The 15,943-nt window shown below is 72.5% G+C and carries 13 protein-coding genes; 6 read left to right on the top strand and 7 right to left on the bottom strand.

Features of this window, described 5'->3' with window-relative positions:
- Positions 1–37: 37 nt before the first annotated feature.
- The 4 genes from AB0M95_RS27490 to AB0M95_RS27475 all read right to left on the bottom strand — a co-directional run bounded on the left by AB0M95_RS27490 (position 38) and on the right by AB0M95_RS27475 (position 7,179).
- Positions 38–3,448: a DUF4153 domain-containing protein gene (locus tag AB0M95_RS27490; protein ID WP_363770350.1), complete on the bottom strand. Its 3,411-nt coding sequence runs from the start codon at positions 3,446–3,448 to the stop codon at positions 38–40.
- Positions 3,445–4,128, bottom strand: a complete 684-nt coding sequence (locus tag AB0M95_RS27485) for a response regulator transcription factor (protein ID WP_363770347.1) — start codon at positions 4,126–4,128, stop codon at positions 3,445–3,447. The genes AB0M95_RS27490 and AB0M95_RS27485 overlap by 4 nt, the downstream gene beginning before the upstream one ends.
- A 197-nt stretch (positions 4,129–4,325) precedes the next feature.
- Positions 4,326–5,978 carry a class I adenylate-forming enzyme family protein gene (locus AB0M95_RS27480; protein WP_363770344.1) on the bottom strand — a complete coding sequence of 551 codons (1,653 nt, stop codon included), beginning with the start codon at positions 5,976–5,978 and terminating at the stop codon, positions 4,326–4,328.
- 142 nt (positions 5,979–6,120) lie between these two features.
- Entirely contained in the window at positions 6,121–7,179 is a 1,059-nt protein-coding gene (locus AB0M95_RS27475; RefSeq protein WP_363770341.1) for a helix-turn-helix domain-containing protein, read from the bottom strand.
- Positions 7,180–7,263: 84 nt separating this feature from the next.
- On the opposite strand from AB0M95_RS27475, the gene AB0M95_RS27470 reads away from it, so the two are divergent.
- The 3 genes from AB0M95_RS27470 to AB0M95_RS27460 all read left to right on the top strand — a co-directional run bounded on the left by AB0M95_RS27470 (position 7,264) and on the right by AB0M95_RS27460 (position 10,166).
- Complete coding sequence (locus tag AB0M95_RS27470; RefSeq protein WP_363770338.1) at positions 7,264–8,715, top strand: carotenoid oxygenase family protein; 1,452 nt, start codon at positions 7,264–7,266, stop codon at positions 8,713–8,715.
- Positions 8,716–8,884: 169 nt separating this feature from the next.
- Positions 8,885–9,835 (top strand): LLM class F420-dependent oxidoreductase, encoded by a 951-nt coding sequence (locus AB0M95_RS27465; RefSeq protein ID WP_363770335.1) that lies wholly within the window; start codon positions 8,885–8,887, stop codon positions 9,833–9,835.
- 139 nt (positions 9,836–9,974) lie between these two features.
- A complete protein-coding gene (locus AB0M95_RS27460; RefSeq protein WP_358516278.1) occupies positions 9,975–10,166 on the top strand; it encodes a hypothetical protein in 192 nt (63 codons plus the stop codon).
- A 45-nt stretch (positions 10,167–10,211) separates the two neighbouring features.
- On the opposite strand, the gene AB0M95_RS27455 is transcribed toward AB0M95_RS27460, so the two are convergent.
- The gene (locus AB0M95_RS27455) at positions 10,212–10,538 is read right to left on the bottom strand and encodes a DUF3817 domain-containing protein (protein WP_363770332.1); all 327 of its coding nucleotides are present in this window, start codon (positions 10,536–10,538) and stop codon (positions 10,212–10,214) included.
- Between the two features lie 396 nt (positions 10,539–10,934).
- Entirely contained in the window at positions 10,935–11,852 is a 918-nt protein-coding gene (locus AB0M95_RS27450) for an SURF1 family protein (protein WP_363770329.1), read from the bottom strand.
- 169 nt (positions 11,853–12,021) lie between these two features.
- Here AB0M95_RS27450 and AB0M95_RS27445 point away from each other — a divergent pair, with 169 nt between their 5' ends.
- The gene (locus AB0M95_RS27445; RefSeq protein ID WP_363770326.1) at positions 12,022–12,192 is read left to right on the top strand and encodes a hypothetical protein; all 171 of its coding nucleotides are present in this window, start codon (positions 12,022–12,024) and stop codon (positions 12,190–12,192) included.
- 152 nt (positions 12,193–12,344) lie between these two features.
- Here AB0M95_RS27445 and ggt read toward each other — a convergent pair whose 3' ends face one another.
- A complete protein-coding gene (gene ggt, locus AB0M95_RS27440) occupies positions 12,345–14,210 on the bottom strand; it encodes a gamma-glutamyltransferase (protein WP_363770323.1) in 1,866 nt (621 codons plus the stop codon).
- 221 nt (positions 14,211–14,431) lie between these two features.
- Between ggt and AB0M95_RS27435 the strand changes: the two genes are divergently transcribed.
- Both AB0M95_RS27435 and AB0M95_RS27430 read left to right on the top strand, forming a co-directional pair.
- Positions 14,432–14,611 carry a hypothetical protein gene (locus AB0M95_RS27435; protein ID WP_363770320.1) on the top strand — a complete coding sequence of 60 codons (180 nt, stop codon included), beginning with the start codon at positions 14,432–14,434 and terminating at the stop codon, positions 14,609–14,611.
- A gap of 160 nt (positions 14,612–14,771) precedes the next feature.
- Positions 14,772–15,908, top strand: a complete 1,137-nt coding sequence (locus AB0M95_RS27430) for a sulfite exporter TauE/SafE family protein (protein ID WP_363770317.1) — start codon at positions 14,772–14,774, stop codon at positions 15,906–15,908.
- Positions 15,909–15,943 lie beyond the last annotated feature (35 nt).

Here is a 15,943-nt window from a genome sequence, read left to right as displayed (position 1 = left end):
CCTTTCCGGGAGGCCGCCGTGCGCGACCGTGAGTGACCTACGTCCCAGGCGACCCTATATCTTCACAGGTAAGCAGCGACCGGTCCAGCAGCGGACGGGCCCGCAGCAATTCGCGGGCCTGCGAGCGGGCCAGGTTCCAGCCGTTCCACGGGTCCGCGTGGCCGAACTTGCCGGGGGCGGACATCTCGGCCAGCAGGCAACTGCGCGCCGGCTCGGGTAGCCGGTCCACGGCGGGCACGGCCTCGGCGCCGAGGTCGCCGAGGTAGTCGACGTCGAGCCGGGAGACGCCCCGCTTGTCGATCTGGCTCTCGGCCACCCGCAGGTCGGGGTTCCAGGCCGCGAAGATCACCAGGGTCAGCGAGGTGACCAGCACCAGCGTACGGGGCAGCCACCCGGCCCCGCGCCGGGCCATGCGCAGAGCGCCGGCGGCGATGACCAGCGCGAACACCGCGCCCAGCCACCAGATCGCCGCGCCGACCGAGGCGCGCAGCCGCGACATGCCGTAGGCGTCGGTGTAGAGGCCGAGCCGGTGCAGGGCCGAGGCGAGGATGACCATCGTCAGCCCGCACAGCAGGCCGAGCAGCCCGGCCAGCACCCAGCGCTGACGACCCGCGGGCGCGAGCACACCCGCCGCCACGGCGACGATCGCCAGCACGAACACGCTGACCGTGACCAGCTCGAAGAAGCCCGACCGCGCGTACTCCGCGTAGGTCAGCCCGGCCGTCTCGACGACCTTGCGGTTGCCGCCGAACAGCGTCGTGATCTGCACGACCACGAACGCGACGAACAGCAGGTCCACCGCCACCAGCGGGGTGATCCACAGCGTGGGGGTCACCTTCCTGCGCCGGACGAGCACCTGGGGCTCCACCGTGGGCCGCAGCGCGACCAGCGCGGCGCCGCCGACGAGCGCGACGAACAACCCGAACACCAGCAGGCGGAACGGCAGCGCGGGCACCCAGCCGGGGGCCGTGAACAGGCGCCCCACCAGCGACGAGAAAACCGCGTCCGCCGAGGCGAACAGCATGCCGAACACCAGCATCAGCACCAAGGCCAGGCCCAGCCCGGCGAACACGGGCCCCAGCCGCCGGTTCACCCCCTTGAACGGGGCCGCGAGGAACCACGGGAGCGGCGCGAGCGCCAGCAGCACCGACAGCCCTCCCCGGATCACGCCCAGCCAGCCCCGCCCGCCGCCGGACACGGCGAGCGCCGCCAACCCGAACCCCGCGAGCGTCATCGGGCCGACCAGCCAGCCGGCGTCGCGGAACAGCACCACCGCGACCATCGCGTACGCCAGCAGGCCGAACGCCAGCGTCCACGGGGTGATCCGCGCCCGCGCCCACGGCAGGACGGCCGCCCCGGCTGCGACGGCCACCAGGACGAACCCGAGACCCGGTCTGCTCCCCGGGAGCGCCACGGCGGCCAGCAGGCCCACCGCCGCGGCCAGTCCCGGCAGGGCGCGGGGCGTCCTCGGCAGGCGGGGGCGCGGCAGCAGCGGCGGCGGCACGTACACCTCGGCGGGGTCCCCGGGCTTGGGGTCGCCCGGCTTGGGGTCGACGGCCTGAGAGCCGGCGTCTTTGTAGCCCAGCGAGGCGCCGAGCATCGTGCCACCGGCCGTGAACAGCACCATTGCCACGGGCCCGTAGAGGCCGCCGAAGAAGTAGCCGAGGAAGAACGCGACGCACAGCCCGACGACGAACCCGCACACCAGCCCCACCAGCCCGCCGGCGTAGGCCTTCTTCCAGGACACGGACGCCACGAAGTCGGGTTCGGGGGCATCGAAGCGGCTCCCCGTCCGCGTCCCGGGGGCCGGGTACGGGGGCGAGCCGGGGCGCGGACCTGAGCCGGGCGCGGGGTACTGACCGGGCTCTGGATAGGGCCAGGGCGCTGCGGCCGGAGCGGGGTGGGGCCGGAGCAGGGTGTCCTGCGGGGCCGGTGCGGCGGGCAGGTGGGTCGGCGGATGTCCGGCGAGGGACGACGCGGCGGCCCCCACAGGCTGAGGGACCACACCGGCCCCCTCGACACCGGACACCGCGGCGAGCTCCGCAGGACGGGCAGGCGTTTCGGCACGTCCGGAACCCGAAGAGGCGGCCACGGGAACGGCACCGGCATGCGACCCGGAGACGGTGACCGGCTCGGAGGCGGCCACGGACTCGGACGCGGTGACTCGCTCGAAGGCGGTGACGGACTCGGGGACGGAGACCGTCTCGGGCGCCTCGGACCCCACGACCAGGCCAGCGGCACCCGCGACCAGCACGTCGTGCGCGCCGCCATGGCCCGCCGCGCGCGGGCGCGCTTTGGCGGCTCCCGGCTCGGCGGAAGCATCGGCCGACGTGACAGGGACGCCCGTGACAGGGACGCCTTCGGCCGGGGCGGAAGAGGCGAGGGGCTCGCGCGGCCCCTGTGTCGCGCGAGGGTCCTCGGGGGCAGGTAATGGACCGTCCGAATCGGTCATGGCGGTTGTCCTTCCGGGAAGGTCGACCACCATGTGGCAGCCGGCCGGCGTGTCGGCGACGCTGATCGAGCCGCCGTGCAGTTCGACGATCTCCTTCACGATGGCCAGCCCCAGCCCGGCCCCGCCCGCGTCCGCCGCCCGCGCGCTGTCCAGGCGGGAGAAGCGTTCGAACACTCGAGACCGCTCGGTCTCGGGGATCCCCGGCCCCTCGTCCACGACGCCAAGGCGCACCCCCGTGCCCTTGGGCCTTGCTTCGAGCCGCACCCGCCCGCCGGACGGGCTGTGCCGGACGCCGTTGTCCAGCAGGTTGGCGAGCACCTGGGCGAGCAGCGCGGGGTCGGCGTGCACGGCGAGGCGCGGGGTCACCAGGCTGGACAGCGCCACGTCGTCGCGGGTCAGGCTCGCCTCGCGGACGGCTTGGCCGCACAGCGCGGCCAGGTCCACGGGTTCGCGCTCGATCGACCGAGCGCCGGAGTCGAGGCGGGACAGGTCGAGGAGCTGGGCCACCAGCCGGCCGAGCCGCTCGGTCTGGGCCAGCGCGGTGCTGAGGGTGTCGAGGTCGGGCGCGGAGACGCCGTCCACGAGGTTCTCCAGCACGGCCTGCAGGCCGGCGATCGGCGTGCGCAGCTCGTGGCTGACGTTGGCGACCAGCTCGCGGCGTTGCCGGTCCACCTCGGCGAGGTCGGCGGCCATGGCGTTGAAGGCGCGGGCCAGCTCGCCGACCTCGTCGCGGGAGGTGGCGGACACCCGCATCCCGTACCGGCCCTTGGCGATGGTCTGGGCGGCGGCGGCCATCTCGCGCAGCGGCCCGGTCATACCGCGGCCGAGCAGCTGCACCATGCCGATGCTGAGCAGCGCGGCCAGCCCCATGCGCAGGGAGGCGTCCACGCCGAGCACCCGGCCGTACTCGTCGATGGTGACCGCCGTGGCGACGGCCAGCAGGATGACCAGGCCGAGCTTGACCTTGATGCGGCCGAGGAAGTCCAGCGGCCTCATGGGCGAACCAGGGCGTAGCCGACGCCGTGCACAGTGCGGACGATGCCGGAGCCGAGCTTGCGGCGCAGGGCGCGCACGTGGCTGTCGACGGTCCGGGTGGCGGCGGCCTCGGAGAAGCCCCAGATGTCGGACAGGAGCCGTTCACGCTCGAAGACGTGCCCGGGACGTTCGGCGAGCCGCCTCAGCAGGTCGAACTCGGTGCGCGTGAGCTGCGCCTCGGCCCCGCGCACGAAGACCCTGCGCTCGGCGGTGTTGATCTCGACGTCGCCGACGCGGATGACGGTGTCCTCGTGGGCGAGCTGCGCGGCCCGTTCGACCCTGCGCAGCAGCGCGTGGATCCTCGCGACCAGCTCCCGCATGCTGAACGGCTTGGTCAGGTAGTCGTCCGCGCCGACGCCGAGCCCGACGAGCAGGTCGGTCTCCTCGGCGAGGGCGGTGAGCATCAGCACCGGGACGGGCCGGGCGGCCTGCATGCGCCGGCACACCTCCAGCCCGTCCAGGCCGGGCAGCAGCCGGTCGAGGATGACCAGGTCCGGCTCGGCCCTCGCATACATCGCCAGGGCCTCCTCCCCGTCGCCCGCGATGCGCACGTCGAATCCCTCGGCGCCAAGCCGGCTGCGCACGGCCAGCGCGATGGTCCTGTCGTCCTCGACCACGAGAATGCGTCGCTGGTCTGTCACGCGAAGAAGCCTAGGACGGGTGCGTGCAGACATATCTCGGCAAGATGTGCAGATCCCATGCAGAACTTGATCAGCTCACCCCGAGAACCATCCCGGCGTGGTGCCAGGTGGATGGGGACCACCTGGTCACCGTCGGGCACGACGCCCGGCAGCGGCGGCGGACCGACCGAGGTGTCGCCGTTGGCCGGCGGTCTGGATCAGAGGCGCTCGCGCAGGTCCCTCTTGAGGATCTTGCCGACCGCGTTGCGCGGCAGGGACTCGACGAGCTCCAGCCGCTGGGGCAGCTTGTAGGAGGCCAGGCCCTTGTCCCGCAGGAAGTCGGCCAGCGCGCCGAGGTCGACGTCGTCGCGCGCCACCACCACCGCGCACACCCGCTCGCCGAGCACCTCGTCCGGGTACCCGATGACGGCGACCTCCACCACGGCGGGGTGGCCGCCCAGCAGCCCCTCCAGCTCGGCCGCCGAGATGTTGACGCCGCCCCGGATGATCAGGTCCTTCGTACGGTCGACGTACCGCAGGTAGCGCCCGCCGTCGCCGGCGATCTCGAAGACGTCCCCGGTGACGAGGTACCCCTCCTCGTCGACCGGGTCCGCCGTGGCCGTGCCGGGGAGGTACCCCGCGAAGACGGTCGGCCCGGACAGCCGCAGCTCGCCCGGACGCCCCGGCTCGGTGATCTCTTCGCCCGTGCCGGTGTCGACCAGCCGGACGCGGGTGGCGGCCATGGTGCCGGGCCAGGTGCCGCCCGGGACGCCGGGCCTCGGGAAGAAGCGGGCGCGCTCCTCGGGGTCGGGGATGGTCACCGGGTCGGACAGCAGCGCGATGCCCTCGTTGGAGCCGAAGAAGTTGATGATGGCGATGCCGTGCCGCTCCTGCCAGCCCCGCACCATCCACGGCGGCAGCGGCGCCGACCCCGACCCGATGCGCGTCAGCGAGGAGATGTCGTACCGCTCCAGCATCTCCGGCTTCTGCAGCAGCATGGTCAGCAGCGCGGGCGGGGCGAGGGTGTAGGTCACCTGCTCCTCGGTGATCTGGTCCAGGTAGACGAGCAGGTCGAACGGGTGGTGCTGGACCAGCACGAAGCCGGTGCGCAACCACGGCAGGAAGACGCCGCCGATGCCGGCCATGTTCACCATGGGGAACGGGTTCAGCACGACGTCCTCGCCGGTCAGCGAGGGGGCCGCCGTGGTGTTGGCCTCGACGGCGAACCAGTCGTAGTGGCAGCGCGGCACGCCCTTCGGTGTGGCCTCCGTGCCCGAGGTCCAGCAGATCGTCACGCAGTCGTTCGGGTCGGTCCGCAGCCCCTTGACGTGTGCCGAGAGCGCGGCCGGGTCGGCGGCGGCCGTCTCCAGGTCGCGCGCCGGGTCGCCCCAGGCCAGCACGAGCGGCGGCGCGGCGACCTCCAGCCTGCGGACGATCTCGGCGTTCTCGCGGTCGCCCACGCGGTCGGCGGTGACGAACACCTTGGGCGCGGCCAGGGTGATCACCTGCGTGAGCTCGTACTCGCGGTACTGCACGGGCAGAGGGGTGAGGACGGCGCCGATCCTGGCCGCGGCGAGGAACGTCACGGCCAGTTCGACGCTGTTCGGAAGCTGGACGGCCACCACGTCGCCCGCGGCGAGGCCGGTGTCCAGCAGGACCGCGGCGATCCTGTCGACCTCGGCGTCCAGCTCGGCCCAGGTGAGCCGCCGCGAGGCGCCGTCCATCAGGCTCGGCTTGTTGGGCGGGTCGACGATCGCGACGGCGTCCGGGCGCTCGCTCACCCGCTCACGGAACAGCCGGTCGACGGTGTCGTCCGTCCACCATCCGTCGGTGGTGTACCGCTCGACTCGCTGGTGCGGGTGCAGCCCCATCGCGACTCCCATCACAGGCTGGAGCGACCTTACGGAGCCGGACGCGGGCGGGTCAATGGCTCCGGCAAGATCTTCGTCCGGCGGACGGCCGGCGTCGCGCGTGAGTGCCTTTTCCCTTGGTTTCGGCGGGTTTTCCCGGCGCTCAGGCGAGATCCGGGTACGCGGACAGGTCGAAATGGACGTCTCGGCGTTCCAGCGCCTCGTGGCAGTGGCGGCAGAGCAGCACCGGGTTCAGGGCGTACCCGCAGGGCTTGTGGGTGATGTCCAGATCGGACCCGGGCGGGCCGGGCAGCTCGCGCTGCGCCCAGTGCACGAGGAAGGCGAAGACCTCGAAGTAGGCCAGGCCCCGCTCGGTGAGCCGGTAGTGGCGGCCGGCGTCGGCCTGGAGCACCCCGAGCTCGACGAACCGCTTCAGCCGGTCGGTGAGCACCGAGGGGGCGATGCCGAGCTCGCCCTGGAAGTCGACGAACCGCCGCACGCCGAGGAAGGCACCCGCGAGGACGCTCGTGCTCCACCGGTCGCCGAGGATCTCCAGCGAGAGGGGGCAGTAGCCGACGTAGTCCGTGCGGAAGTCGCCGCGCGCGTTGGTGCGGCGGTGCTGCCGGGGCAGGCCGACACGGGAGAACGTGGCGAGCGGGCCGCGCACGGTGTGGGTGTCGCGGGCCGTCATCGGCTTCCTGCAGCTTCCGCAGGCGATGTACGGACGGGCGTCGCGCCCGCAGCGGTCGTGGATCAGCGTCAGCAGGTCGGGCCGGTCGGCCTGGTCGCGCTCCCAGCTGTGGATGGCGACGAGGAACGACCACAGCTTGAGCCCGGGCTCCGTCAGCCTGTATTCGAGGCGGGTGCGGCCGTCGCGGTAGGCCTGCTGCGTGAAGATGCCGTACCTGACCAGCTCCTTCAGGCGGGACGCGAGGACGGACTCGGAGATGCCGAGGTGGTCGCGCCAGCCCGCGAACGTCCGGATGTGCAGCAGGAAGGCCCGCTGCAGGATCAGCAGCACCCAGCGGTCGCCGAGGATGGCCAGCGCGCGGCCGATGCCGCTGAGCCCGGCCGCCGGCTCCCCCGAGCCGCCGGGCCGGTCCGGGGAGTCGCCGAGGTCGGCGCCACCCGGGGACGCGTCGATCGTGCCGACGCCTTTCGTCGCCCATCCGGCCGCGGGTCGCCCCGTCCCGACACTGGCCGGTATTTCCTTAGCGTTCACTGCGTCCACTTTAAACACCACCGGTGAACGGTGCGCCACGGTCGCGCGTTGACGGGCTGACTTTCTTTATCGTAGCTTCCTGGAATGAGGGAACCTCCGATGGCGGTCGCGACGGTCATGGACCGCTCCGGCGAGCCGAATCCCTACCTCCTGGGTGTTTACGCGCCCGTGCACGAGGAGGTCACCGCCGAGGACCTGACCGTCGTCGGCGAGATCCCGCGCGACCTGAACGGCGTGTACCTGCGCAACGGGCCCAACGCGCGCCACCCCATGCGGGGCCGCTACCACTGGTTCGACGGCGACGGCATGGTCCACGCCATGCACTTCGAGAACGGCCGGGCGCGCTACCGCAACCGCTACATCCGCACCCGCGCCTTCGAGGCCGAGTCCGCCGCGGGCAGGTCCCTGTGGACGGGCGTCATGGAGAACGCCGCGGACAACCCGTTCGGCAACGGCCACGGGCTCAACCTGAAGGACTCCGCCAACACCGACCTGATCTTCCACCGCGGCAAGGTGCTCGCCACCTGGTACCTGTGCGGCTCGCCGTACGCGCTCGACCCGCTGTCGCTGGACACCATCGGGGCCGAGACGTTCCTCGACACGCTGACCGGCGACTTCATGGCCCACCCCAAGGTGGACGCGCGCACGGGCGAGATGTTCTGGTTCGACTACGGGCCGCGCCCGCCGTACCTGCGTTACGGGGTCGTGGGCGCGGGCGGCACGGTTGAGCACCTCGTCGAACTGGACCTGCCCGGCGCGCGGCTGCCGCACGACCTGGCGATCACCGAGAACCACGCCGTGCTGATGGACCTGCCGCTGTTCCAGGACCGCGACGCCGCCCGCGAGGGACGGTACAAGCTGACCTTCGACCGCGGGCTGCCCTCGCGCTTCGGTGTGATCCCGCGCCGTGGGCTCGCCGGCGACGTCCGCTGGTTCGAGGCCAAGCCCTGCTACATCTACCACGTGGTCAACGCCTGGGAGTCGGGGGACGAGATCACGATGGACGTGTGCCGGGTGGCGCGCCCGGCCCCGATGGGCGCGCGCGGCCCGCTGGCGCGCATGCTGTCGTACCTCAAGCTGGACGCGCGCATGTACCGCTACCGGTTCAATCTGCGCACCGGGATCACGTCCGAGGGGTACGTGGACGCGGAGCAGAACACCGAGTTCCCGTCCATCGACGCCCGCCTGACCGGATACCCCACGCGGTACGCCTACAACGTGTCCGTGAAGGACGCCGAGACCAACCTCTTCGACGGGCTGATCCGCTACGACAACGTCACCGGCGAGCGGCAGCGGTACGACTTCGGCGAGCACCGCTACGGCAGCGAGGCGCCCTTCGCGCCCCGCGACGGCGCGACCGGCGAGGACGACGGCTACCTCGTCACGTTCGTCACCGACGAGCGCGAGGGCGCCTCCGAGGTCCAGATCCTCTCCGCCGCCGACCTCACCGCCGGGCCGATCGCCCGCGTCCTGCTCCCCCGGCGCGTCCCGCTCGGCTTCCACGCCACCTGGGTCCGCGCGGACCAGCTCCGGTGAACAGGCCCGAGGGCCCGCGCGGCCGATTACGTCGGGAGCGGATCGCGGCGCGCACTGGTGGGGAGCGTCCCTTATGGGGTTGACTGTGCGTCGGGCATGCGCGGGGTTGGCGAGGGCATGCCACACGGGGCACGACGCCTCCCGCGGCGTAGGGCAGGTGTGTTGAAAGATGAGGCTCAGCGTCTCCCTCGGGCTGTGGCAGGACCGGCCGGCGGACGAGGCGGTACGGACCGCGCAGATCGCGGACGAGCAGGGCTATCCCGAGGTGTGGGTCGGCGAGATGGCGACGTACGACGCGTTCGCGCTCGCCACGGCCATCGGCATGCGGACGCGCCGTATCGGGCTGACGGTCGGGCCGCTGGCGGTCAGTGTCCGCGACCCGATGATGATCGCGATGGGGGCCGCGTCGGTCGCCGGGCTCACCGGCAGGCCGGTGGACGTCGCGCTCGGCACCTCCAGCCCGGTGGTGGTCGAAGAGTGGCACGGGAGGTCCCGCGCGGGAGCCGCCACGGCGCTGCGCGAGGCCGTCCAGGCGCTGCGGCCCCTGCTCGACGGGGAGAAGTCCGACTTCTCCGGTACGCGCGTCTCCAGTAAGGGATTCCGCCTGCGGCTGCCGGCCCCCCGCTCCAAGCTCAGCGTCGCGGCGTTCGGCCCGGCCGCGGTGGGCGCCGCCGCGCTCGCCGACCGCATGGTGCTCAACCTCCTCACCCCCGCCTCCGCCGCGCGACTCATCACCGACCTGCGGCTCCTCTCCCCCACGACGCGCGTCGCCGCCTGGGTGGTCGCCGCCGTGGACCCGGACGCCGCCGCCATCGAGCAGATCCGGCGCGGGACGCTGCCCTACCTCGCCGCGCCCGGGTACGGGGAGATGTTCACCGAGTGCGGCTTCGGCGATCTGGTCGCCTACGCCCGCACCCGGCCGCATCCCCGCGACCTGCTCGCCGAGATCCCGGACGGGCTGCTCGAATCGGTCGCGCTCATCGGCGACTCGGTCGAGATCATGGACCGCCTCGACGCGTACGCGGAGGCGGGCGTGGACGAGGTGGCCCTGGTGCCGGTCAGCACCGACACCGACCCGTACGGCGAGGCCACCCTCAAGGCCCTCGCCGACCGCCCCTGACCTCGTTGCGGACGGCCCTGACCCCCGCGCCGGCCGGGCCGCGACCTCGCGGAACTCGGTCCACGGCGCCGCTCGTTGTCGTGAAGACGCAGAATGGCGGTGGGGACCTCCCCCGCTCGGCGAAGAGAAAGGCCCGGCCATGTCGCCACTCGGAAAGTACTACATAGGGGCGGCGATCGCCTCCGTGCTCGCCCTGCTGATCGTCCCGTCCCCGATATCCTGGCTGGTCGTGCTCGCCGTGCTCGGCGGGCCGGTGGTGGCGTACTTCATGCTGGACGAGTCGCAGCGCGCCCGCCTGCGCCGCATCCGCCGCCGTCAGATCGGCCGCTGACCTCGACGAGGTCCCTGGCCGGCCCGGACGACGCGGCCGGCCGGGTCACGCGGTGGCGACGGCGGCCACCTGCTCCTGCACGCGCTGGGCGACCTTGCGCTCGATGAAGAACGACAGGAACGGAACGGTGCCCGCGAGCAGCACCCCGACGGTGTAGGGCCAGGACCAGCGTGCCTTCAGCCCCAGGTTGAGGGCCGACAGCAGATACACCGCGTACACGAAGCCGTGCACGGGGCTGACGATGGCGGCGGGCGTGGCGTTGTCGAGCGGGCTGTACTTCACGACCATGGCGGCCACGAGGGCCAGCAGCATGCAGCCGACGATATAAGCCATCACCCGGAAGGGCTTGAGCGCGGATTCCACGACGATCATTACCTCGCTAGCTGAACGGTCCCCACACGATATCCCGCCCACCCGATGGTCCCCGCCCTGGGACACCACACCACCACGCCCCACCCGGCCACGGACCCGGCCGGCCGGCCACCACAGTGACGCGCTCGCCGATCCGTGACACCGCGCCCCTTCCGGACCTGCCCGCGGAAACCAGAGGCCCACCGGCCCCGCCCAGTGCCTCCGCACCCCCACGCTCCCGGCTCAGGGGCACCACGCCCCCACGCTCCTTGGGTTCAAGGGATCGTCGCAACACCTGTGTTCCTTGGGGATGCGATGGACTTCGAGATCCGGACGGCGCGGCGGGCGCCGGGGCGGCTGGTGCGTGAGCGCGCGGCGTTCATGGAGTTGTTCGCGCAAGGGGCCGCAAGCGGGACGTCAGGCCTGCGGGGTCACGTCCAGCGCCGGGGCCGGGGATTCGGATTCCGCCTTTTCCGGCCCTTCTTCGGTTTCCGACTTATCCGACCTGTCCCGGTCGGCCCGCACCGCGTCGCGGACGAAGTGGAACCACATGAAGAGGGCGAACGCGGCGAAGATCCACCACTGGGCCGCGTACGCGAGGTTCCGCCAGGTGAAGCCTCCCGAGACCGTCGGCCCCGGCACCTCCACCAGCCGCACTTCCTGCCCTCGCGCGGCCCCGCTCTGCGGCTGCCCCTGCGCGGTCGCGTTCTCCGGTGTCCCGCTTTCCCCTGCGGCACCGCTCGGGGGTGTCTCCTGGGCGGTCGTGTCGTGAGCGGTCCCTCCCGGCGCCGGGCGGACCTGTTCGGTGGCGACCACGAAGCCGTCCTGGAGGCGTACGCCGCTCCACACGTTGATCAGCTCGGCCGTCGAGACCGTGGCCACCTGGCCCGGCGGCAGCGGCGCGGTGCGGCGCTTGGCGAAGTCGCTGGGCTCCGAGGGCTGGACGCGCCCGGTCACCCGTACGGGCCCCTCGGGGACGGCCACAGCCGGGTCCGTGGCCGAGGCGACCCAGCCGCGCACGATCGGCACCAGACGGCCGTCGGACACCTTCAGCGGGGTGAGCAGCCAATAGCCGGAGTTCCCGCCCGCGCCGCCGCCGGTCTCCACCGTGGGCGCACGCTCGGCCACCAGCAATTGCCGCGAGGCGTCGAAGGACCCCTCCGCCGTCACCCGGTGGCTGAGCGCCTCCACGGGGACGCGCGCACCGGCCGGCAGCAGCGTGGACAGCGCCACGGGAGCCGGGTCCGTGATCGCGTGCGGCCTGCCGGACTCCTCGAAGACGCCGAGCTGCCATCGCCCGAGGAGGGTGAAGGAGATCAACACCCCGATAGTCACCAGGTGGAGTCCCACAAGGCGAGGCGAGAACAGCGTCCAAAACATACGCCCACGGTATCCGCCCCACCCCATGGTCCGGCTCCCGGACGCCTGGGGCGGGCGGTTCCCCAGCGAGCCTAACTGGCATAAACGGCGTCAAGCGTCGCGCCGGGTGGCTAAAGTCGTGCCCATGTCCGAACCTCAGATTGATCCTGCGGGGAATACCCAGCAGTTCAAGGCCTTCGCCCAGCGCCAGGAGCCGGAGGCGGCCGCGCCGCAGCGGTCCTACCTCGTGCCGGCCGTCGCGATCGTCGCCGCCGTCATCGTCGTCGCCGTGGTCGTCTTCCTGGTCGTCCGCTAACCAGTCCAAAACGCTCAAAGGGTGCCAGCGCCGCCGGAGTCAACCGTCGGCGCTATGTCCCGTGTCCGCGAGCCCCCGCCGGAGGGCACCCCAGCCCCCGGACGACCCGCCCCCTCATGGTGGGACGGGCCGCCTTCCCGGATGTGGTGGACCTACGGGCGAGGTGAGAGGACCAGGGCGCTGCCGCCGCCGCGGCGGGTGCGTTCGGCCACCGCCTGGATCTTGCCACGGGGGAAGAACTCGAGGCCGGTGGCGGCACCGATCTCGCCGACCGGCGGGCCGGGGGCGATCGCCAGGGTGTGCCCCTTGGCGGTCAGCTCGGGGCCGTAGCGGTCGATGAACGCCTGCTCGGCCTGGGTGGCCGCCGTGTTGCGCTGGCTCGCCCGCGGAGCGAAGAGGGCGTCGGGCAGGGACATGCCGAACTCGAACCGGTTGACGAGGATCTGCAGCACCGTGGTGATGATCGTCGCCCCGCCCGGCGAGCCGACCGCGAGCAGCGGCTTGCCGTTCTTGAGGATGATCGTCGGGGCCATGGAGGAACGGGGACGCTTGCCGGGGGCGGGGAGGTTCGGGTCGCCGGGAGCCGGGCCGAAGGTGAAGTCGGTCAGCTCGTTGTTCAGCAGGAAACCGCGACCGGGGACCACGATGCCGCTGCCGCCGGTCTGCTCGATCGTGATGTTGTACGCGGCGACGTTGCCCCAGCGGTCGGCGACGACCAGGTGGGTGGTCTCGGGGCCCTCGGGCTTCTCGGCGGCCTCCGCGGCCTTGGCGGCGTCACCCGGCGTGGCCTGCGGCGTGATCGAGTTCCCCTCGAACTGGCAGCCGGTGTAGGAGCCGTCGGGCGAACCGGCCGACGCCGGGTGCGGCATCGCGAAGTCGCCGATCAGGCAGGCCCGCTCCTTGGCGAAACCGTCCGACAGCAGTTCCTTCAGCGGCACGTTGACGTAGCCGGGGTCGCCGACGAAGGCGTTGCGGTCGGCGAAGGCGAGACGCGAGGCCTCGAGGTACTCGTGGAGGCCGACCTTCGGCAGCGCCTCCAGGATGTTCAGCGCCTCGCCGGCCGTGGACCCGCCGGAGGACGGCGGCGCCATGCCGTAGACCTCCATGCCGTTGTAGACGACCTTGCTGGGCTCGCGCTCGATCGCGCGGTAGGCCCGCAGGTCGGAGGTCTGCATCAGGCCGGGGCGCACGACGCGCGTGGAGCCCGGCCGGACCGGGGGCGCCTTGACCGTGGCCACGAGCTCTTCGCCGAGCCTGCCTTCGTACAGCCATTCGCCGCCGCGGCGGCCGAGCTCGCGGTAGGTGGCGGCGAGGTCGGGGTTGCGGAAGGTGGACCCGACGGGCGGCGGCGCGCCGTTCGGGAGGTAGAGCGCGGCGGTGGAGGTGAAGTCGGCGAAGCGGGCGGCATTCTGGGCGGTCTGGTCGTAGAAGGTCTGGTCGACCGTGAAGCCGTTGGCCGCGACGTCGGCGGCCGGCTTGAGCGCCTGCTTGAGGGAGATCGTGCCGTAGCGGCGCAGAGCGAGCTCCCACTGGGCCACGCTGCCGGGTACGCCGACCGACAGCCCGCTGGTCACCGCGTCGTTGAACGGGATCGAAGCGCCGTTCTCCTGGAAGGCGGTCTCGGTCATCGCCTGCGGGGCCTTCTCGCGGCCGTCGATGGTGGTGACGCGGTGGCGGCGGGCGTCGTAGTAGACGAGGAAGCCGCCCCCGGCCAGGCCCGCGGAGTAGGGCTCGGTCACGCCGAGCGTGGCGGCTCCGGCCACGGCGGCGTCCATGGCGTTGCCGCCCTGCCTGAGGATGGAGAGCGCGGCCTTGCTGGCGTCGAGGTCGACGGTCGAGACCGCGCCGCCGTACCCCTCGGCGACGGGGACCTTGGCCGGACCGCCGGAACCACCGTGCGACAGCGTGTCGGCGGAGATCTGCGGGTCGAACGTCGCCTGGGCGTTGCCGGGCGGCATCACAAGGGAAAGGGAGGCGGCGACTCCCACGAAAGGCACGGCGAAGCGGCGGAAGATCATGGCAGGCCCTCATTCCTCCTAGATCGCACCAGCATTGACTCATAGCTTCACAACCGTGGTCAATCGTGATCGATCGACTCGGAAGTCACCGCAGGCACGGCCACACGCCCGGCTCGCCACCGCGAGGGCGGATCACCGGACCGGACACGCCGACCTGTTCCAGGTAGCCGGACGATCACTTTCGGTGAGTCTAACGCCCACCCCCGACAGAATTCCGGGCCGTGCTCATGGGCTCGCTCCCCCGCCCGGGCGCGCCCACGCCGTTCTGGGCTCACCGATTCCTCGCCTGCTTCCGCGACCAGGCGGAGCGCAAACCGGGCAGTTCGGCGGCCCAGGCCGTGCGCGGCGGCATCGCGGACCGCATCGCGGCCAACCCGCTGGGTGGCTCCGGTCGCTCCTGACGCCGGGTTAGCGAACTGTCACTGGTCGTCATCGGCCGATTCCATTACTTTCCGTAAGGAAAGCTCTACGGAGGAGGATCCCGGTGCGCCCACACCGACCACATCACCCATACCGTCCATACCGTCCGCACGCACGGCCCGGCGTCGCCGAAGCCGCCGGGTGACGCCGCTCGCGCTCCTCGCCGGCGGGCTCGCGGCGGGGCTGGTGGCCGGTGGCACGTCGTGCGCGGCGGTGCAGGGCGGCGTCATGATCGGCCTCGCGCGTCCCGGCGGGCCCCGCGCGGCCGTCCCGGCGTTCATCGCCGGGCGTCTGGTGGCGCACACGGCGCTGGGCGCGCTGCTGGGGATGCTCGGCGAGGCGGTGCGCATCCCGCCCCCGGCACGGGCCGCCCTGCTGGTGGCCGCGGGCGCGGGCGTGATCGTCTTCGCGCTCCGGCTGGTCCGGAGCCGGGGTCCGGCGTGCGCTTCGGGGGCCGCGCCGGCCGAGGACGGCACGCCGGCGTGCGCGGCGCCGCACCCGGGACGCGCGGAGCAGCCGGAGGTGCCCGGGACGACGACCGGCCGTACGACGCGGATCAAGGCCCTCGCGGACAGGTGGCGGATCACGGCCGTGACGGGAAGGTGGCGGCGGATCAAGGCCCTCACGGGAAGATGGCGGGCGATGGGCCCGGTGGCGCTGGGCGGGGGCACCGTCCTCATCCCCTGCGGGGTCACGTTGAGCACCGAGCTGGTGGCGGTCTCGGCGGGCTGGCTCGGGGGCGCGGCGGTGATGGCGGGCTTCGTCGCGGGCACGTCCCCTGCCTTCGCGCTGCTCGGCCTGGTCCTGCGCCGGATCGCCGCGACGAGGCTCGTCACGTTCGCCGCCGTGGCCGCGGTCGCGGCCGGATCGCTGACGGTCCTCGCGGGCCTGCGCCTCGGCGGCTGGCTTCCCGACCTCGGCGACCCCTCGAAGGCCACGGCGGCCGGCGTGCGGCTCGCGCCGGACGGGACGCAGGTCGTCACCATCTGGTCGACCGGCCACGGCTTCCTGCCCGGCGTCGCGGGCATCGAGGCGGGGCGGCCCGCCGAGATCGTCTTCCGCACCCGGGACAACCAGGGATGCACGCGCACGCTGACGATCCAGGGCCGTGACATCGCGCTCCCGGTCACGGGGGAGCGCGTCGTCCGGCTGGCGCCCCAGGAGCCGGGAAGGCTCCGCTATGTCTGCGGAATGGGGATGTACGTCGGTTTTATCAACATAAATCAACCGACCCTGCCCGCCCACGCCGCCGCGACCCCCGCCCCCGACCTCCGCTGACAGCAGGTCAAACGCGTTCCGCCGGACGGCAAGAA

This window comes from Sphaerisporangium sp. NPDC051017, assembly GCF_040683095.1.
Taxonomy (GTDB): Bacteria; Actinomycetota; Actinomycetes; order Streptosporangiales; family Streptosporangiaceae; genus Sphaerisporangium.
This window is presented reverse-complemented; position numbering and strand designations above follow the sequence as displayed.